Annotated in this window: 19 protein-coding genes; 13 read left to right on the top strand and 6 right to left on the bottom strand. The window is 42.9% G+C overall.

The genetic code is table 11. The features are described from left to right. Positions 1–134: 134 nt before the first annotated feature. The 11 genes from thrC to IH879_07400 all read left to right on the top strand — a co-directional run bounded on the left by thrC (position 135) and on the right by IH879_07400 (position 9,434). On the top strand, positions 135–1,472 hold the full coding sequence (thrC, locus tag IH879_07450; GenBank protein MCH7674771.1) for a threonine synthase: 1,338 nt from the start codon (positions 135–137) through the stop codon (positions 1,470–1,472). A 65-nt stretch (positions 1,473–1,537) separates the two neighbouring features. Continuing rightward, positions 1,538–2,089 (top strand): sigma-70 family RNA polymerase sigma factor, encoded by a 552-nt coding sequence (locus IH879_07445; protein ID MCH7674770.1) that lies wholly within the window; start codon positions 1,538–1,540, stop codon positions 2,087–2,089. Further along, on the top strand, positions 2,086–2,514 hold the full coding sequence (locus IH879_07440; GenBank protein ID MCH7674769.1) for a hypothetical protein: 429 nt from the start codon (positions 2,086–2,088) through the stop codon (positions 2,512–2,514). The genes IH879_07445 and IH879_07440 overlap by 4 nt, the downstream gene beginning before the upstream one ends. Continuing rightward, positions 2,504–3,163: a hypothetical protein gene (locus IH879_07435; protein MCH7674768.1), complete on the top strand. Its 660-nt coding sequence runs from the start codon at positions 2,504–2,506 to the stop codon at positions 3,161–3,163. The genes IH879_07440 and IH879_07435 overlap by 11 nt, the downstream gene beginning before the upstream one ends. A gap of 274 nt (positions 3,164–3,437) precedes the next feature. Beyond that, positions 3,438–3,848 (top strand): hypothetical protein, encoded by a 411-nt coding sequence (locus IH879_07430; GenBank protein MCH7674767.1) that lies wholly within the window; start codon positions 3,438–3,440, stop codon positions 3,846–3,848. A 49-nt stretch (positions 3,849–3,897) separates the two neighbouring features. Beyond that, on the top strand, positions 3,898–4,878 hold the full coding sequence (locus IH879_07425; GenBank protein ID MCH7674766.1) for a hypothetical protein: 981 nt from the start codon (positions 3,898–3,900) through the stop codon (positions 4,876–4,878). 135 nt (positions 4,879–5,013) lie between these two features. Continuing rightward, positions 5,014–5,238: a hypothetical protein gene (locus IH879_07420; protein MCH7674765.1), complete on the top strand. Its 225-nt coding sequence runs from the start codon at positions 5,014–5,016 to the stop codon at positions 5,236–5,238. Between the two features lie 11 nt (positions 5,239–5,249). Continuing rightward, entirely contained in the window at positions 5,250–5,969 is a 720-nt protein-coding gene (locus IH879_07415) for a hypothetical protein (protein ID MCH7674764.1), read from the top strand. 159 nt (positions 5,970–6,128) lie between these two features. After that, positions 6,129–7,340 carry an efflux RND transporter periplasmic adaptor subunit gene (locus tag IH879_07410; GenBank protein MCH7674763.1) on the top strand — a complete coding sequence of 404 codons (1,212 nt, stop codon included), beginning with the start codon at positions 6,129–6,131 and terminating at the stop codon, positions 7,338–7,340. Positions 7,341–7,352: 12 nt separating this feature from the next. After that, complete coding sequence (locus IH879_07405) at positions 7,353–8,552, top strand: ABC transporter permease (protein ID MCH7674762.1); 1,200 nt, start codon at positions 7,353–7,355, stop codon at positions 8,550–8,552. Positions 8,553–8,633: 81 nt separating this feature from the next. After that, positions 8,634–9,434 (top strand): dienelactone hydrolase family protein, encoded by an 801-nt coding sequence (locus IH879_07400; GenBank protein ID MCH7674761.1) that lies wholly within the window; start codon positions 8,634–8,636, stop codon positions 9,432–9,434. On the opposite strand, the gene IH879_07395 is transcribed toward IH879_07400, so the two are convergent. Continuing rightward, positions 9,417–10,142 carry a hypothetical protein gene (locus IH879_07395; GenBank protein MCH7674760.1) on the bottom strand — a complete coding sequence of 242 codons (726 nt, stop codon included), beginning with the start codon at positions 10,140–10,142 and terminating at the stop codon, positions 9,417–9,419. The genes IH879_07400 and IH879_07395 overlap by 18 nt on opposite strands. Positions 10,143–10,185: 43 nt before the next feature. Next, positions 10,186–11,370: a HAMP domain-containing histidine kinase gene (locus IH879_07390; GenBank protein ID MCH7674759.1), complete on the bottom strand. Its 1,185-nt coding sequence runs from the start codon at positions 11,368–11,370 to the stop codon at positions 10,186–10,188. 171 nt (positions 11,371–11,541) lie between these two features. On the opposite strand from IH879_07390, the gene IH879_07385 reads away from it, so the two are divergent. Both IH879_07385 and IH879_07380 read left to right on the top strand, forming a co-directional pair. Beyond that, positions 11,542–12,585: an NAD-dependent epimerase/dehydratase family protein gene (locus tag IH879_07385; GenBank protein MCH7674758.1), complete on the top strand. Its 1,044-nt coding sequence runs from the start codon at positions 11,542–11,544 to the stop codon at positions 12,583–12,585. Positions 12,586–12,638: 53 nt separating this feature from the next. After that, positions 12,639–13,907 (top strand): glycosyltransferase, encoded by a 1,269-nt coding sequence (locus tag IH879_07380; protein ID MCH7674757.1) that lies wholly within the window; start codon positions 12,639–12,641, stop codon positions 13,905–13,907. Here IH879_07380 and IH879_07375 read toward each other — a convergent pair. The 4 genes from IH879_07375 to IH879_07360 all read right to left on the bottom strand — a co-directional run bounded on the left by IH879_07375 (position 13,894) and on the right by IH879_07360 (position 18,054). Continuing rightward, positions 13,894–14,514 carry a YfhO family protein gene (locus IH879_07375; GenBank protein MCH7674756.1) on the bottom strand — a complete coding sequence of 207 codons (621 nt, stop codon included), beginning with the start codon at positions 14,512–14,514 and terminating at the stop codon, positions 13,894–13,896. The two genes, IH879_07380 and IH879_07375, sit on opposite strands and share 14 nt — an antisense overlap. Beyond that, a complete protein-coding gene (locus tag IH879_07370) occupies positions 14,507–15,511 on the bottom strand; it encodes a hypothetical protein (protein ID MCH7674755.1) in 1,005 nt (334 codons plus the stop codon). The genes IH879_07375 and IH879_07370 overlap by 8 nt, the downstream gene beginning before the upstream one ends. Before the next feature lie 1,043 nt (positions 15,512–16,554). After that, entirely contained in the window at positions 16,555–17,661 is a 1,107-nt protein-coding gene (gene wecB, locus IH879_07365) for a UDP-N-acetylglucosamine 2-epimerase (non-hydrolyzing) (protein ID MCH7674754.1), read from the bottom strand. A gap of 27 nt (positions 17,662–17,688) precedes the next feature. Continuing rightward, entirely contained in the window at positions 17,689–18,054 is a 366-nt protein-coding gene (locus IH879_07360; GenBank protein ID MCH7674753.1) for a polysaccharide biosynthesis C-terminal domain-containing protein, read from the bottom strand. Between the last annotated feature and the right edge of the window lie 33 nt (positions 18,055–18,087).

Raw genomic sequence — 18,087 nt, 5'->3', positions numbered from 1 at the left:
GGTTACCAAAACGGCTTTTTCATGTCAAACATAATTAAATTCTACTATATTAGTAAATGAATATAACTGGACTTTATACTAAGTAAGAGTTAGATTGACAGCTAAAATTACTGTATGTATTTTGTTTGATTAATATGAACTACAAAGCCTGGTTTCAATGTATAGATGAGCAGTGTGGGCAAACTTACCCGCTAAATGAAATAGTTTACAAATGCAAATCGTGCGGGAATTTGCTCGAAGTAATGCATGATATGGAGCTACTTAAAAAGAAATCTCCTAAAGAATGGAAAGAGCTCTTTGACAGCAGGTACAGAAGACAATCATGGACATTTGGAAGTTCCGTCTGGGGAAAAAAAGAGTGGGTCTGTCCGCAAGTTGAAAACCAGTACTTAATTTCAATCGCTGAAGGTTGCACTCCCCTTTTCACGGCCAAAAAACTAGCGAAGCATTCAGGTATCGAAAATCTTTGGGTTAAACTTTGCGGTAACAGTCACACCGGCTCGTTCAAAGATCTCGGCATGACCGTGCTTGTCTCGATGGTGAATCAAATGATTGCGGACAAGAAAAATATCAAAGCTGTTGCCTGCGCTTCAACCGGGGATACATCAGCGGCTTTAGCTGCGTATTGTGCCGCTGCTGGAATTCCCGCGCTGGTCTTGCTGCCGAAAAACAAGATCTCAACCGCGCAGCTCATTCAACCGATTGCAAATGGCACCCTCACACTTTCTCTCGACACCGATTTTGACGGCTGCATGGAGATTGTGCAAAAGCTCACTGAATCCAAAGAAATTTATCTTGCTAATTCTATGAACTCTTTGAGAGTTGAAGGTCAAAAGACCGTCAGCATTGAATTGGTACAGCAGTTGAACTGGCAAGTCCCGGATTGGGTGATCGTTCCGGGCGGCAACCTGGGAAATGTTTCGGCAATCGGTAAAGGATTTCTTGAAATGCAAGCCGTTGGACTCATCAATCGTTTACCGCGTTTGGTTTGCGCCCAAACCGAGCGGGCAAATCCACTATTCGAAAGCTACAAAAATGGATTCAAGGATTTCCACTCGCAAACAGCAAAAGAAACTCTGGCGACCGCCATTCAAATCGGTAATCCGGTCAGCCATAAAAAAGCAGTTCGGGTACTCAGAAAAACGGACGGAATTGTTGAACAAGCCAGCGAAGAAGAACTAGCAAACGCCAGCGCCCTTGCTGACCTGAATGGTTTGTTCACTTGCCCTCAAACCGGAGTAGCACTGGCAGCATTTTTAAAACTAGTTGAAAAGAAAGAAATCAAACCCCGGGAAAGGGTCGTTGTAATTTCAACTGCGCACGGCTTGAAATTTGTGGATTTCAAAACTAAGTATCATGAACAACGCCTACCAAAACTCGATTCCAAACATGCAAATTTACCCTTAGAACTTCCCGCTGATTTAGGAATAATTAATAAGCAGATAAACAAATTTATCAATGTTAAAAGTTAATTGTTTTAGGGAATGAAATCGAAGTTTCGTTTGTCTAACCAAGGAAAACTTAAAAGAGCGATTAGGTGACAGATCAGGAACTGATAAAGCAAGCTCGTGAAGGCAGCAATCAAGCTTTCGAACAAATTATTAAAAAGTACGAATCGCAAGTGGCTGCAACCGTCATCGGCATGCTTGGCAAATGCGACGCTGCAGATGATGTCGGCCAGGAGGTTTTCATTCGATTTCATAAAAGTATAAACCGCTTTCGGGAAGACTCTGCGCTTGGTACATATTTAACGCGAATCGCAATTAATTTGAGTCTAAATGAGCTGCAGAGAAGAAAGCGACGTTTATCTTTTTTCACAAAGCCGGAAGAAAACGGCAAGGTTGAACCGTCCAACAATCCGGATGACGCGATCACCTTAAACGAACGGCAGGGGCTTGTTCAAAATGCGATCCGAAAACTCGAACCCAAATTCAGAGCTGTGATTGTTTTGAGATTAATCGAAGGGTATTCAACCGAAGAAACCGCAGGCATTTTAACTATTCCAATGGGAACGGTCTTGTCGAGACTATCGAGAGCACAAAAGAAATTGAAAGAAAAATTAACACCTTTTATAGAGGAGGAAGTATGAACGAAGAAATGCTAAATCTGCTTATTCGTTCATTCGATGAAAACCTATCGGAAGTCGAACGAACGAGCCTTGACAAAGCTTTGGCCGGGTCGCCTGAGTTGCGGGAGGAGAAAAAACAACTTTCCGACATGCGTCAGATGATCGGTGAAACTGCAGAAAGGAAATTCAAGCCTTTCTTTTCTGCGCGGGTTATGCGGCGCATCGAAGAATCACAATCTGAGCAGGAGGATTTTTTCGGCTCGCTTGTCTGGGCGTTTCGGGTTTTCGCAATGGTAGGCGCCGCAGCCATCCTTCTGTTTTTCGCTTTGAATTCCAAATTAGCAAACGACCTCTCCATAGATTCTATTTTAGGGTTACCACAATTGAGCATTGAAGATACCTGGCAGTTGGAGAATCTGACTGAGGAGGATACAAATGACAACTAAAACCAAATCAACCTTCATTCTTCTCGGTGTACTTGCAATCGGTGTGACCATCGGTGCCTTAGCAAGTGGAACTTTGCAGCAACAACGCAAGAATAGATTCGAGAGAATGCCGCCACACGAGCGCTTTTTTTCATTCATGAAAAGTGTGGTCGAGCCCTCAGAAGAGCAGCGCGATGACGTCGAACGTATCATAGAAAACCGCTCCGAACAGCTCAGGGAATTACATGAAACTCACCAAACCGGAGTTATTGCAATTTACGATTCATTGCGCGCGGATTTGCAAACCCTTTTGACCGATGAACAGAAAAAACGCTTCGAAGAGCAAATTGTCAAAGGCTCCCATAAAATTGCTGAGTCGCGTATTGAACGTTTAACCGAAGCCCTCGATTTAAATGATGAACAACAAAAACGAATCGAAGAGATTCTTGCTAAATTCAAAAAGCTGCCCCGGCCCGAACGAATAGGTTCGCGAGGAAATTGGGAAGATCGGCGAAAAATGATGCGGAATCAGTTTCAAGAAATGCATGAAGAAATTGAAGCTGTTCTAACGCCGGAACAAAAAGAAAAGTTCGGTGAATTAAGAATGCAAAGACGTCGGCCATTTGACGGCCCACCGGGACCGCCGCCTTTCAAACGGCCGGGAAGATAAGCACAATAATCGCTGAGAAAAAAGCACTTACCGAATAATAGTGATCATTTACCAGGTTTCCGTGTATCGCACGCTATCACGGTGGTTTCTCAGGAGCAAAGCGTTTTTTCTGCTTCTACCCTACCCGACCTCAAGCACTTTCTATTAGCGCTCTTTCTTAATTATTAAAATTGGATCAAAACCATTTTCACAGTTTTTTCAATTTAGTGGGAATACATTCTCCACTTGAGTTGTCTAACCGCCAGAAAAACGACAATCCAAACACGGAGAACAAATGCAAGCATCAAATCGTTTAATTAAATATACGGGCCTGTTCTGCATTATTATGATATTCACTCTGGTAGGAACAACCTTTGGACAGCCACAGAGAAGGGCCTTGCCGGACTCAAGCCAGATTGTGGTGATGGTGGATACGCTCGCTGCCAAACTCTCGTTTTCAGATTCAGTCAAAAGCAAAGTCAACGAAATTTACTTTGCCTCTTTTGTTGAGTTAAAAAAAGCGCTGGACAAAAATCGCAGCGATTTTAGGGCGATGCGAAATACCCGGCGCGAAATAACAGAAAAACGTGAGAAAGACGTAAAAACGCTTTTAAACGATAATCAAAAAGAAGCCTTTGAGAAAATCATAGAAGAACAGCGCAACAAGATGCGGGAAAGAATGAGAGGTCAACGAAGACAATTTTAGCTGCCAAATCAGTTAACACACTTACCTCACAAAGAAAGGAGCATATAAAATGAAATTGAAAAACCTGTTTTTCGCAGCAGCCGTTTTGGGCATTTCCATAAATTGCTCAAATAAAGCGGGGCTGGGTCCGACTTCAAGCGAATCCGATGCCCTGAACAAAATCTCTGAAGAGCTCGTTGGTGAAAATTTTTCCCATGACCGCGGAAATGCTCTACTGACTCTCCTGAACTTAACGGATGAGCAAAAAGCGCAAATTAAAGAAATCATGCAATCGAAACGTGAGTTGTTCAAACCTCACGAAGGTCAATTCAAAGAGAGACTTTCTTTTGAGGATAGAAAAGCCAAACGAAAAGAAGTCCATGAATCGATTAAAAATGAGATCTATGCAGTACTGACTCCGGAACAGCAAGCAAAACTCGATCAACTTAAGTCACAGCTTGAAAATGGCGAAGTTCCTCAGGATCTGATAAATCTCCATATCGAAAGGCTCGACACGAAACTCAGCTTGAGCGAGGATCAAAAAAATCAAATTAAAAATCTGGATACTTGGGAGAAACTTTTACTAAAAAACGAGCCACCGGAAAACCGGAGAGAATTTTTTAAGCAGCAAAGAGAAATTCATAAAGAACAGGCAGAGCAAATTTCAAATATTCTTACCCCGGAGCAAAAAGAAATTTTCAATGAAATGAAAACGGAAAGAAAAGAGAAAATGAAAAAGAACGGAAGAAGATTTCGGAGTGCAGGCTCTCATAACCGTATTGAGAAATTGTCGCAAGCTGTTGATTTAAGTGAAACTCAAAAAGAGCAGATTGAGGAAATCTTTGCAAAGGTTCATTCTGAAATTCGTGGTGAATTGAATGGCAAGCGAAACGGTCGAAATCGAGAAGAATTGCGGCAAGCCATGCGCAACAATATGAAGGAAGTCCACCAACAAATACAAAGTATTCTCACTCCTGAGCAATTGAAAAAATTTGACGAGTTAAATGCGGAACGGAAAGAAAGAATCCAAGAACACTTTCCGGATAATTAAAAAAGTAAGGCTGAGGAAAAGACTGAAAAAATACCAGATTCTTAACCTCGGCTTTCCCTTTTCTAAAAAAACTGACCACATTGAAAATCTAAATTCGTTTATATTGTGAAGCCACTTTAAATGGAGAGCTAGCCTATGAACCAAAAGCCAAATAATCACATCACCACAGATGACCTGGCGTTTTCAGCATATTTAAAAATGAAAGGTCATCATCTCATCAAATCAGATCAAAGAAAATCAAAAAGTTTTTTTGTCTTTGAAGTTGGCGCTTTAGACGTCAATCAAATGAAAGTCGAATTTATTAATAGTGAGTTTTTGAGTTTCTACAACGAGCTCAGAAACCTGAAAAAGTTAATTTAAGGAGATATGTAATGAAGTTTATGAATTCAACCTTTCCATTCTTAATAATTATGACCTTTCTAATGATCACTGGCTGTAACACCGGCACCGGTGTAAACAATGATTCTCAGCTTGATTTTGAATCAGGAGCATTTGCCCTGTTTGATTTTGAAGATGCTGTGGGTGCAGTCGAGGACGCAACCATAGAAAGCTTGATGCGCATGAACCCGGGCCTTTTTAATGGTGACTTTTTTAGAAACAACGGACCCTTTGGACCTCGAGGCCCCAGGGGACCATTTGGCAGAGGCGGCCCAAGCGGTCTCGGCGCAAGGTTTGGGAATCACCTCGGACACATTCTCAGGGACCTTAGCTTAACCGAAGACCAAAGAGCACAGTTGCCCGAATTGATGGCTGGTCATCGTGAATGTGTGCAAGAACCTTTGCAGGCCTTCCTTGAAGCCAACCAAGATCTCATTGCAGCTGCCAATGAACAACGTCAACCCATAATGGACGCGTTGCAAAGTGGCGACCTAACCAGAGAAGAAGCCAGAGAGCAGTTGCGTGAACTCAGCGAAAGCACTCGCGAAGCGATCCGAAATAATCCGGACAACGAGCCATTTAAGGAAGCGATGTGCGCTTGCAAGACAGCTAATTTCGACAATGTCCGAGCTGTCTTGGATGAAACGCAGCAGGCTACCTGGGACGCCTGGGTCGCGAGCCTTGGGGGTGGATGCTTCGGCAGCGATGGCTAAGACTGGAGCAAAAGAACCGGCGCGCAAGGCGTCGGTTCTTTTTTATCCATTATAGTCAACGACGCGCCAAGACCTTTTTAGAAATAAATGTTGCTTTTAAATTCACACTTGACTACATTTTTCATCAAATCAAATCAAATCAAAAATCAGGGAATCATAATGAAAGTAACAAAAAGGCAGTTTCTTTATGGACTGAGTATCGTTGGACTGATCCTCTTGGGATTTCTTTTTTTCAACGATGGTTCGGTTGGCGATGCAATTGGCGACGCCCCGAAATACAAAGAGTTTGAAGTTCGTCGAGGCACTTTTGAAATCATTGTGTCTGCCACTGGTGAAGTAAAACCCATTGATCGGATCGAAATTAAATCAAAAGCCAGTGGCGTCGTTGAAGAACTGCCAGTCGAGGAAGGCGATATCATCCAAAAGGGTGACTTAATCGCGCGGCTTGATCAAAAAGACGAACGGGCAGAAGTTGAGCAAACCCAGGCAAACTTTGGTATTGCCAAAGCAGAATTAAAACAAGCAGAACATACCTACGGCCGGAGAGATAAGCTTTTCCAGAGGGGGCTTATTTCCGAAGAGGAGCTTGGTGTAATCGAGCTGAATTTAGCGATCGCGAAAGGAAAACTTATTCAAGCAAAAACAGCTTTGGCGCGAGCGACTGAGCGGCTGGCCGAAGCAATTGTCCTCGCACCAATCAACGGTATCATTTTACAAAAATATGTTGAGGAGGGGCAGATCATAGCCTCAGGGGTGAGCAATGTTAGCGGCGGCACTCCGATTGCCGATATTGCTGATATGAGTTCAGTGCACATCGAAGCTGGCATTGATGAAATAGACATCGGTAAAATCGAAGCAGGGCAAACAGCGCTTGTGGTTGCTGAAGCGTATCCTGAACGAAGGTTCAGGGGGAAAATTGTGCGCATTTCGCCTGAAGCAAGAATCGAACAAAACGTCACGCTTTTTGATGTTATCATTGAAGTGGAAAACAGAAGTGGTTTATTAAAATCCGGTATGAATGCTAATGCTGAGATTACCATCGTCAGACAAGAAGATGTCTTATTGGCGCCGGCTATGGCCTTAAAAATGCCCGGGGGCCGAAAAGGAAAAGGCCGGCGAAATATACGCATGGCCTTGCTGAAACAAGAGAATGAATTTGTTCCGCAAAGAGTTGAGATCGGGCTTTCTAACTTTAAAGACGCAGTGATTGTTTCGGGTTTGAATGAAGGGGACATTGTCGGTGTTCCCATGGTTTCCCGGTTGATGGACGCCAACAATAGATTTGCGGAGCGAATCAGAAGCACCAGGGGCTTTGGAGCGAGTGGCAATTCTTCTTCGTCCTCCAATCAAAGAGGCAGACAAAGTAATTAAAGGAGACGTCCAATGATAGTTAGTGAGAACATTCTGGTAGCGCTGCAAAGTTTAAAAGCCAATCCTTTGCGTTCGATCTTAACGCTCATCGGTATCGGAGTGGGGATTGGGGCCGTGCTGTACGTTGTCGTTTTAGGAGAAATGACACAGCGAAGCATCAACGAGCGGCTCGAAGCGCTTGGCTCCAATGTTTTGACCATTCGGCCAGGATACGGGCACAGGGGCCGAGTGCGCACTGCGGCCAGTGTCGTAAATTTAAAATATAAGGATGCAGTGGAAATTTTAAAAACTTCGGAAGTTATCACTAATGTCGTCCCAACCTATTCAAGTAATAGCAGCGTAGAATTTAGAGACAAAAACACGAATACACGTATAACCGGCACATTACCTGAATACCAAACGATAAACAACGAAAAAGTTGTTGAAGGCAGGTTTTTTACACACGACGAACTGAGAGAAAGATCCCGGGTCTGCGTCCTCGGTGCCACAGTTCATGAAGAGGTTTTTGAAAATGCCTCTCCCATCGGTAAGTCTGTCTTGATTAATTCCAAACGATTCCAGGTGGTTGGGCTCTTGGGCGCAAAAGGTGAAACCTGGGGTGACCCCGATAACCAGGTTTTTGTGCCATTGACAACCGCACAGGAACGTCTTTTTGGGGTTGATCATTTATCCAGTATTCTGGCACAAATGCGCTCTCCGGAAGATTACGATGAAGCCTTGTTTGATATCGAGAATATGCTGCGTCGCAACCATCGCTTACGCCCCGAACAGGAAAATGACTTTCGGGTCCGCAGGCAGGATTTCTACTTGTCTACCATTCAAGACACCAACAAAGAAATTGGTGAATTTATTATTGTCATTGCCCTCGTTTCACTACTGGTAGGCGGCATTGGAATTGCCAACATCATGCTGGTTTCCGTGACCGAACGAATTCGGGAAATCGGCATCCGCCGGGCCATCGGCGCCAGAAAAATTTATATCATTGTGCAATTTTTAACCGAAGCGGTTTTATTAGGAATTCTCGGCGGTTTATTGGGAGTTGTGGGCGGCTCGACTTTCAACCATTTTAATATCGGTGAAGAGCTTATCCTGCCCTGGATTTGGATCGGCTACAGTTTTGTGATTTGCGCCGGAATTGGTGTCATCGCCGGCCTCTACCCCGCTATCCGCGCCGCCAATGCCAACGTGATAGACGCGTTGCGGTATGAATAAATACGAATAGTGTAAAGAGCTTTTTCCGCATCATAATTTTAGATTTGCACCTGCTTCTATCCAAATAATCAGGAGGAATAAATGACCAGAGTCTTTCTGACCGTTATTGCTTTACTTTTATCATTTGGAGCGGTAACTGCCCAAGATCATGTCTTAAAACGTCTGAACGAATCCCCGCGTCACCACGAATGGGTTAACATCAAATATGAGAATCGCGTGATCCAGGCGTTTTTGGTTTTCCCCGAGGTTAAAGAAAAGGCACCTGCCGTCTTAGTCATCCATGAAAACCGCGGCCTCACCGACTGGGTTCGCGGCGTTGCCGATCAATTAGCTGAAGTCGGTTACATAGCAATTGCACCCGACTTACTTTCAGGCATGGGTCCGGATGGAGGTAAAACCAGCGATTTCGCCGACAGAAATGCCGCACGTGACGGAATCTACAAACTTACGCCCGAACAAGTCAGTGCCGATTTAAATGCGACTTTTGATTACGTCTCTAATTTAGAGGCGTGCAACGGTAAAGTAGCTGTTGGCGGGTTCTGCTGGGGAGGTTCACAGACTTTTCGTTTCGCAACAAATAATTCGGATTTAAAAGCGGCGTTTGTTTTTTACGGCCGCAGACCTAAAGAGAAAGAAGCCCTGGAGAAAATCAAATGCCCGGTGTACGGTTTTTATGGAGGCAACGATGCCCGCGTCAACGCGACCATTCCGGAGACCGTTGAACTTATGAAAGCCTTGGATAAAACTTATGACCCGGTAACTTATGAAGGCGCCGGACACGGTTTTATGCGCGCGGGTGAGGCTCCCGATGCATCTGAAGCAAATAAAAAAGCCCGTGCTGAAGGCTGGGCGCGCTGGAAGAAGCTACTTAAGGAGATTTGATAAATCCTTATCCTCTCGAACCCTGGCGATAAAGCCGGAGGTTGTCACGTAAACCTCAAAGACCTTTCCTTTGGCCGGATAAGTGTAGACCGTGTTCCCGTAAACGGCGCTCACAAACCGCAGCTTATAGCCATATTTATATAACCAGCGCCATTTAGGATTACTTTCGGACTTGACCAGGCTAAAGACACTTGGCTTCTGGCTAATCTCATCTTGGTAATTTACAAACCTGCCGCGCACGCGCGTCAACTTGAACATTGTATGAAGTCCGACAAAATTAAGCCAATCATCCCACTTCAAAACATCGCCTTCGAGGGCCCACTGGTCGCCGTTTAAAATAAACTCCTGAGAACCTCGCTTTCGCCCGCCTTCAATCTCGCTAATTTCCAGATATATTGAGCCTGAACCATCCTCCAACGGCACGCAGCGAACCTCGGCAACAAGCTCTTCTTTTGTGAAGCTTTTATAGGACTGAATGAAGGCAGCTAAAAATAAAACAGCCGCAGAAACAGCAATCCACAAAAATACTACCATAAACCGAAACAGGTTTCGGGTTAGGCTGAAATATAAAGTGGGTTTCCGTCGGCCTCTTAATTTTCCTTTCTTTACCCGATTTACCATCATCGCGAAACAAATCACAATTGCCAGGAATAAAGAAGCTAAAGCCAGATAGATAATTAGGCTTGTCTCGAAGGGTAAATCAAACATAATAGAATTCGTTCCTTTTTATAAGTTAAACAAACTGTCAATTTTAAAGCAAAATTCTCATGGTCGTGCCTTGATGGGTCTTGGACTCTTTAACCGTCAGTTTACCGCCGTGGTATTGATCGATAATTCGTTTCGCCAGACTCAAACCAAGCCCCCACCCTCTTTTCTTTGTACTGTAGCCGGGCTTAAATACTTCGCTTTTTCTCTTGGCGTCTATGCCGCGGCCATTATCTGAAATATCAATACAGACGCGATGCCGGCCATTTTTCAACTCATTCAAATTTATTTCGATTCGGCCAACATCCTTTTCAATGGCATCTATTGCATTTTTCAATAAATTTTCAATCACCCATTCAAATAAATCTTTGTTGAGCGCAACAGTGGAGTTAACGTGATAATTCTCAACAATCTTCACCCGCTTACCCCCTTGCGGAAGCCGGGTTTTAAAATACCTGACCACATCTGAAATAATGGAGGCTATTTTTTCTTCTTTTAAATCTGCCTTAGAGCCAATTTGTGAAAAGCGGGCGGCTACCCTATTTAACCGCTCAATGTCTTTTTCCATCTCTCCCAGGTTTTTTAAACTATCTTTATCGCCTACCTTAGATTTTAACAATTCCAGCCAACCCATGAGGGAGGAAAGCGGTGTGCCGATTTGGTGTGCTGTTTCTTTAGACATCCCAACCCAAATGAATTGCTGCTCACTTCTCTGAATACTTCGAAATCCCAAAAAGCTAATCAAGACAAACAGACCCACTACAGCAATTCCAATATACGGCAGCATCTGAAGCTGTCTAATTAGCTTGGAATCGCCGTAGTAGAGATAGCCCAGCATGATTTCCTGATATTTTAAAGGAATCGGATCAGAATCGTGCCTCATTACCTCAACCATGCCTTTGACTTTCCCGATTGCCGCGGGCGATTGATCGTTAGACTCAATTTCTATCCCTTTCCAGGCAATTGGGTTGCTTTCAGGATCGGTTTGGATAATTGGGAAGTTGGTCCGTAGAATAATTTCTTCAAAAATGAAGTTGAGATTTGAGCTGGTCTCTTCAGAGGCGGCGGAGGCATAAAGATTTGCATAAAACTGTAAAATATCCCTGGACTCTGCTCGAAGTTGATTCACAATCCGCTGGCTATGTAATAGCAAAAGAATGATTATCAAAATTGCAAAGATAAACAGCAGGCCCTTGAATTTTCCTTTAAGGTGGTAGATATTAAGTTTCATAATTCAACTCCCTGACCTTAATTTAAGCAATAATTAAAGAGAATCAAGAAAGAAAATTCTTTGTTTAACTATTTTCAGTATCCAGTAATATCTTGATATGAATTGATGAGTTATTTATATTTAATTATTACATAACTAATTAAAAATCCCATTTATCAAAATCAAATTCTAATGAAAATTCACTTAGTTTCCGGCGGCTGCGGATTTGTAGGTCGAAATGTTGTAAAACGAATCCTAGCAACAACCGAAGATAAAGTATTTGTTGTCGACGATCTTTCTACCGGACTGCATCCGTCGCATTGGTTGCAAAACGCCGTATCTCATAAGAACAAAGATTTAGAAGTGATGGAGGGTGAGCGGCTTTTTTTCTGGCGCGGTGATTTCCGGATATTTTTACGAAACCTCCTGTCAAATCCGGATTATTTAACTGAGAATTACGGACTTCGTGTGAAAAAATTCAGCGATGTTCACCATTTTGCCGCGATTGTTGGCGGCCGTGCGAAAATAGAAGGCGATCCGATAGCCGTCGGGATAGACCTTGCAATCGACGCCGAGTTCTTTTACTGGGTGTGTCAACATAAACCTGAGAGAGTGCTTTATCCAAGTTCAAGCGCCGCTTATCCGGTCAATTTGCAATCGGAGACCCAATCAGTAGCCCTGGTTGAAAAGGCAATCGATTTTGAGGCCAACGCCCTGGGTAAACCGGATATGACCTACGGCTGGTCGAAACTCACCGGTGAATACCTCGCAAAGATTGCCGCCGAACATTATGGGCTTTCTGTGACTTGCATCCGGCCATTTTCCGGATATGGAGAAGACCAGGATCTGAGCTACCCGATTCCAGCGATTGCAGCCCGTGCCGCGCGCAGAGAAAATCCCTTCGAAGTTTGGGGGGACGGAAAACAGGGAAGAGATTTCGTCCATATCGATGACTGCCTCGATTGTATGTTTCTCGCGATGGATGAAATCACTGACGGCTCTGCGATCAATATCGGCGCCGGAAAGTTGACTACTTTTTTAGAAATCATCGAACTATTTTGCAAATTTGCCAATTATAAACCCGAGATCAAGCCCCTTTTAGACAAACCCGTGGGCGTCCACTCTCGTTATGCAGATATGAATTATGTCGCTGAACGATTGGGCTGGAAACCCAGAATTTCTCTGGAATCCGGCTTGCGCCGGGTCTATGACAAAGCCTTAGAACCCAAAAGTTGAAAAATGCCTGCACCCAAATCCTCACTTTTTGCTAACCCTTTTTGATGAACAAAATGCGAGTCGTCGTTTTCGGTTTAGGCCCTCAATTCAAAGGTGGAATCGCAAATTACACCACTTCACTTGCAAAAACTCTTGATAAAATCAAAAACGTCGAAGTCCATCTTGTGTCCTGGATTCAGCAGTACCCGGCTATTATCCCGAGAGATTTTATCGACCGAAGCAGTAAAACAGATTTATTGGAGGGCACGAATGTAAAAGTCAATTACTTGACAAACTACAATAATCCGAAAACCTGGCATGAGACCTACCGAACTATTGTGGAAATCAATCCGGATATCGTGCTTTTTCAGTGGTCTATCGCTTTGCAGGGAATTCCTTTAGGTTACATCACTCGCAAACTTAGGAAGCACCAAGAGATCGAAATAATATTTGATCTGCACTTTGTCGTGCAAAAGGAAGGAAGCATCATTGATAATACGCTTACAAAATACGGCATATCCTGCTCAAACAGCTATGTCGTTCATTCTTTTAAAACCGCTGAGGAGCTAAAACAAACTTTTCCAAAATTCAATTTCATTTTGAGTGAAAGCGGCAAAAGATCACCGGATAAAAATTTGCGCAATATTATCAAGCTATATCATCCGGTTTACGACATGTTTACCCCAGCTTCTCATTTCGACATTGAGGCGGAAAAATGCAGATTAAAATTAAAAAAGAATGTGTTTTTATCTTTTGGGTTTATTCGGCACTACAAAGGACTTCATAATACCATAAAGGCTTTTGCAAGAGTTAAAGAGAAGCGGGACGATGTCACTCTTCTAATCGTCGGCGAGTCTCTCTGGAGTACCCTGGATCCAAATAAGTTGTCTACCAAAATTAAAATGTGGTTTTTTAAATTTTTAAGCGCTGTGTTTATCCGCAACGGTGAAAGCGGTCTAAATTATCAGCCACTCGATCTAATTGATGAATTCTCGATAGCTGATTCGGTCACGGTCGTCAATGAGTATATTGCAAATGAGGACGTTCATAAGTATCTGCAAGTCAGTGATTGCATGATTTTATATTATCTAACAGCGACCCCATCGGGAGTAGAGTCGCTTGCTTACAATTTTAATTTACCGATTCTGGCAACTCGCATCGGTCATTTTCCCGAGACCATCAAAGAAGGGTTCAACGGATACTTAGCTGAGCCCGATGATATAGATTCCATGGCGGAGACGATGATAAGATTTTTAGAGCAGCCAATTCAAAAACAAAACGTAGCTAAAAGGGCTGCAGAGTTTAGCTGGGAGAATTATGCTAAAAGCATTATAAATAAATAGTGGGGTAAAACGTCTTACGATACTCAGCAGGCCGCCTTTGAAAACGCCATGAATAAACCAAAATACCCAACAAAATGAAAAGGCTGGTAAATGAAATCCAAAGGCCCATTTTCAGCGCTTTCGATTCAAAAACAAATTCAATCTCATGATTTCCCGGTTCCAGAAAAATCGACCTTAAAATAGCGTTGGTTTTGTAAATTTTGGTTTCTTCCCCATTCACAAAAGCCTTCCAGCCGGCCGGATAGTAAATTTCACTTAAAACCATCAGAGCCGGCTCCGCAACTTCTGCTTTCAACTTAATTTCATGGATATCATACGAGGTAATCACAACCTGATTTTTCTCAGAGTGACCAACTTCGAATTTGGGCGCTTCTTCTAAAACTGCCTCCTGAGCTGGGTTGAAATCTCCTGACTTCAAAAACTCATAAAATTCCATCTCATCATTTATAACTCGCACCGAATCGACAAAATAAGCTCTCGGCAATACCGCAGTATTCTCAAAGACAAACGGTTGGCTGTTTAATACCTGTTTGAAGCGCTCGTCCGGAATCGGGTAATACGAAATTAAATATTTGACATTCAGCATGTCGATGATTGCGTTATCCATTTGAAAACGTTCGGAGAGAAATCAAATTAGCAGGCACCTGCTGAAGAGACGGCTTACCTTCTTTCATAACAACCTCCAGGTATTTGCTCAAAAACGGCGGCAGTCCGAACCTGTTCTTTACTTCCAAACCGGTGTTTTCGAGAAAAGTTTGATACGATTTAATTTTAGCCGCATGGTAACCTTTGATATTTTGTATTTTATGGTACATGTACCAGTTTGCCGGTTTATCATCGAAAACCGGGAAAACCCGAAATGGCTCAGAATCTTTTTTGAGAAATTTAACGGCATCGGTTTCGACAAAATAATTTTCCGTATTCACTTTCGGCTTCGGATCGACCAACTTAAAATCAACCCACCAGAGATCGATGATCAACAGGGCAATTATAGCAGCGCCAAAAGCATTGATTTTTATTCGATCATTTAAATAGAAAATAACAAGTGCTCCACTCGCAGCGACGATAAAAAGCATTTTTATTGCATCAGAGAGGGTTTGTTGATAAGCGGCTTCGCGAGCCGGGGCAGCCAGGTTTTTTATAGAACCGGAAACCCAACCGAGATAGGTACTTTTACCGAGCAGAAAAAACAAGGTGATAAGTCCACACGCACCTCCAAAAATGTAGATATATTTTTTAACATTCTGCTTCACATGAGTTTCTTTTATGTTTCGTAATGCATTCAATCCCAACGCTGCAAGAACCACAATTGAAAATTGCAGCAGAATCAGGATCATGTTGGGCACTCGAAATTTATTGAAGAACGGCAGGAATTCAAACAGCGGTCCATATAGAATCGGAAAATTTTTACCGAACGCAATCAAGAGGGCGCCAAACCCCATAAGAGCAAAAAAGATTATCGTGCCATCCCGTTTTAGGACGAAGCCCAGTCCAGCCAGAAAAATCGTAACGATTCCCATGTAAAGCGGAAACGCAGTGAAGGGCATGTCTCCCCAGTAAGTCTGCCCACCAAATCCCACAAAGGATGGCACTAAAAAAGTCATTACCTCCGGGAGTGAAAAAGACCAATGGGTTGCATAACCGTAATCTAAACCTTGCGCACCGCCGCGAATAGAATATAACAAGCCCTATGGATTTGAAAGTCTGAGAAGGAGCCTGTTTTTTTACCGTCGAAGCAACGCCCCAATAAAGAAGATACAGACCAATCATCATAAACGTATAGTAGGACATTTGAGTATGAGCTCGCAGCAATTGGATTCCCACTGCTAAGCCCAATAATCCCAAATAGCGCAATTGTCTCTTTTCTATGAGCTCCTCAAGCAAAAGAAAAATGACTGGAATTAAAACAGCGACGCCAAGTTTGCTATTGTGTCCAAAAGCCGAAAACCCAATGACCGAGGGTTGAAAAACCATGGCAAGTGCTGCAAAAGTGCAACAAATCGAACGCCCGTTTTTCTCATTAACAGGATGTAGGTGAATAAGCCAAACAGGAAATAGTTAAGAATAATTCGATAAATGTCAGGTGTCGGAACAACTTTTCTAATGAACCAAAACAAAGTGTTGATGATATCTACAAAGGGAGCACTCATGAGGCTTGCAAAGGATGGCATGCCGCCAAATATAGCCTCATGAAAAAAAATCAACAACAATACACCGAGACTTGTCAGCGGCAAAAAATATGGGTGCTTATTTAGTACCTGAGAAGTCAAATTCTGGCATTTTTTGGCAAGACTTGAAATCAGAAAAGCCAAATAACAAATAAAATCCAATGCCCAATTCCCGATGCCGACGGTTCGGCATCAAACAAAGACAAAAGTTCCTTGATACCAGCTGTTTTTTGTTTATTGTGATTTGCAGTTCGAGTTTTTTTTATTTGGGATTTGTTATTTGATATTTGGGATTTCCGGCTTGTCCGGGTTAGGTATTCTATTACTACATTTGACCGGGTAGATGTGGTTGAATTTTTATGTTGAGGCTTCTTGGATTTTTTCTTTTTGGCCATTAATCTCCATCCTGAAATAAGCAAATTGAATTTTCGCTATTATATTAACTCATTGCTAAAAGTAAAGTGAAGAGCAAAACAACATTACGTTAGTTTGAAACTTTCGACTAAAACGTCCACAATCCGCTCTGCCGCTTTGCCATCCCACAAGTCCGGTCTTTTACCCTTTTTGAAAGTCCCGTTTAGAATTTTTTTGCTTTCTGCCACCAAACGCTCTGCATCGATTCCGATCACTTCATTTGTTCCTTGAGAAACAGTCACCGGCCGCTCGGTATTCTCACGAAGGGTCAGACACGGAATACCCAAAACTGTTGTCTCCTCTTGAATGCCACCCGAATCCGTTAACACAAATCTGGCTTCGGACATCAATTTAAGAAAATCCAAATATCCCAGCGGCGCTTGAACAAGAAAGTTGGGCATTTTCTTTAGGTGTTCATTTAAACCAAACTCATTGAGACGCTTCTTGCTTCTGGGATGAATTGGAAATACCAAAACAATTTCTTTTTGAATCTCCTGAAGCGCATTAAGAATTTCCAGAAAATTTTCCTTGGTGTCAACGTTACTCGGGCGGTGCAGGGTCAGAAGTGCAAACTCTTGAGATTGTAAATTCAGATCGCTGAGTATTTTCGAATTCTGCGCGCGCTCAAGGTTTCCCAAAAGCGAATCAATCATCACATTGCCGACAAAGTGAATCTTATTCCGGCTTAGGCCCTCTTTTAACAAATTCTCTTCAGCGCTTTTCTCCGTAATAAAAAGAAAATCTGCAATTTGGTCCGTTAAAAGCCGGTTAATCTCCTCAGGCATGGTGCGGTCGAAGCTGCGCAAACCCGCTTCCACATGGGCAAATTTGACGCCCAGTTTCACAGCCACCAGCCCGCAAGCGATTGTTGAATTCACATCGCCGACAACAAGCACCAAATCAGGTTTTTCGGCTATCAAAACTTTCTCAAATTCGATCATGATTTTGCCGGTCTGTTCCCCGTGATTACCTGAGCCGATGCCAAGATAAATATCGGGTTCCGGAATCCGCAAATCTTCGAAAAAGAACCTGGACATCTCATCGTCATAGTGTTGACCGGTGTGCAGCAGTTTGAGTTCAAACTCGGCGTGTTTGTTCATTTCAGAAATAATTGGGGCTATTTTCATAAAATTCGGCCGGGCGCCGACAATATTCATGATTTTAATTTTCATTAAGACTCTCCTGATAACGAAGCGAACTTAAAAAGCGCCTTTTAATCGCAGCGCAAAACGTTTGATTTCTTTTAAAGAAACAAGTTTCAGAAGAAGCATTAGAGCCGGTAAAAGAAGCAGTAAAACAGCGTCTTTCGCAAAATTCAGTTGAAGTTCTTGCAAGTCAATGATCCCCAGCCAGGAAAAAATCATCCCAAGCAAAATCACTGGAATCATTTTCTTCCAAAGCCAATTGATATGCAAATGTTTTTGCGACAGTCTAAGTATCAAAACAATCATAACAAAATAAGAGAGTGTTGTGGCAATCGCGGCGCCCAAAATTCCGAATGCAGGTATCATTACAAGATTCAAAATAATATTTAGCACAGCCGCCAGGAGGCCATATTGTGTCATTTGAATGGTTTTGTTATGAATCAAAGCGCCCGC

The organism is candidate division KSB1 bacterium, from assembly GCA_022562085.1.
Classification (GTDB): domain Bacteria; phylum Zhuqueibacterota; class Zhuqueibacteria; order Oceanimicrobiales; family Oceanimicrobiaceae; genus Oceanimicrobium.
Note: the sequence above shows the minus strand (reverse complement) of the source record. Positions and strands in the feature narration are given on the sequence as shown.

Coding starts and splice junctions, on each gene's coding strand:
- IH879_07435 (MCH7674768.1), top strand. CDS start 2,504: ATGACAACTAAAACCAAATCAACCTTCATTCTTCTCGGTGTACTTGCA.
- IH879_07405 (MCH7674762.1), top strand. CDS start 7,353: ATGATAGTTAGTGAGAACATTCTGGTAGCGCTGCAAAGTTTAAAAGCC.
- IH879_07360 (MCH7674753.1), bottom strand. CDS start 18,054: ATGACACAATATGGCCTCCTGGCGGCTGTGCTAAATATTATTTTGAAT.
- IH879_07400 (MCH7674761.1), top strand. CDS start 8,634: ATGACCAGAGTCTTTCTGACCGTTATTGCTTTACTTTTATCATTTGGA.
- IH879_07415 (MCH7674764.1), top strand. CDS start 5,250: ATGAAGTTTATGAATTCAACCTTTCCATTCTTAATAATTATGACCTTT.
- IH879_07430 (MCH7674767.1), top strand. CDS start 3,438: ATGCAAGCATCAAATCGTTTAATTAAATATACGGGCCTGTTCTGCATT.
- IH879_07390 (MCH7674759.1), bottom strand. CDS start 11,370: ATGAAACTTAATATCTACCACCTTAAAGGAAAATTCAAGGGCCTGCTG.
- IH879_07375 (MCH7674756.1), bottom strand. CDS start 14,514: ATGGATAACGCAATCATCGACATGCTGAATGTCAAATATTTAATTTCG.
- IH879_07425 (MCH7674766.1), top strand. CDS start 3,898: ATGAAATTGAAAAACCTGTTTTTCGCAGCAGCCGTTTTGGGCATTTCC.
- IH879_07385 (MCH7674758.1), top strand. CDS start 11,542: ATGAAAATTCACTTAGTTTCCGGCGGCTGCGGATTTGTAGGTCGAAAT.
- wecB (MCH7674754.1), bottom strand. CDS start 17,661: ATGAAAATTAAAATCATGAATATTGTCGGCGCCCGGCCGAATTTTATG.
- thrC (MCH7674771.1), top strand. CDS start 135: ATGAACTACAAAGCCTGGTTTCAATGTATAGATGAGCAGTGTGGGCAA.
- IH879_07380 (MCH7674757.1), top strand. CDS start 12,639: ATGCGAGTCGTCGTTTTCGGTTTAGGCCCTCAATTCAAAGGTGGAATC.
- IH879_07395 (MCH7674760.1), bottom strand. CDS start 10,142: ATGTTTGATTTACCCTTCGAGACAAGCCTAATTATCTATCTGGCTTTA.
- IH879_07440 (MCH7674769.1), top strand. CDS start 2,086: ATGAACGAAGAAATGCTAAATCTGCTTATTCGTTCATTCGATGAAAAC.
- IH879_07420 (MCH7674765.1), top strand. CDS start 5,014: ATGAACCAAAAGCCAAATAATCACATCACCACAGATGACCTGGCGTTT.
- IH879_07410 (MCH7674763.1), top strand. CDS start 6,129: ATGAAAGTAACAAAAAGGCAGTTTCTTTATGGACTGAGTATCGTTGGA.
- IH879_07370 (MCH7674755.1), bottom strand. CDS start 15,511: ATGACTTTTTTAGTGCCATCCTTTGTGGGATTTGGTGGGCAGACTTAC.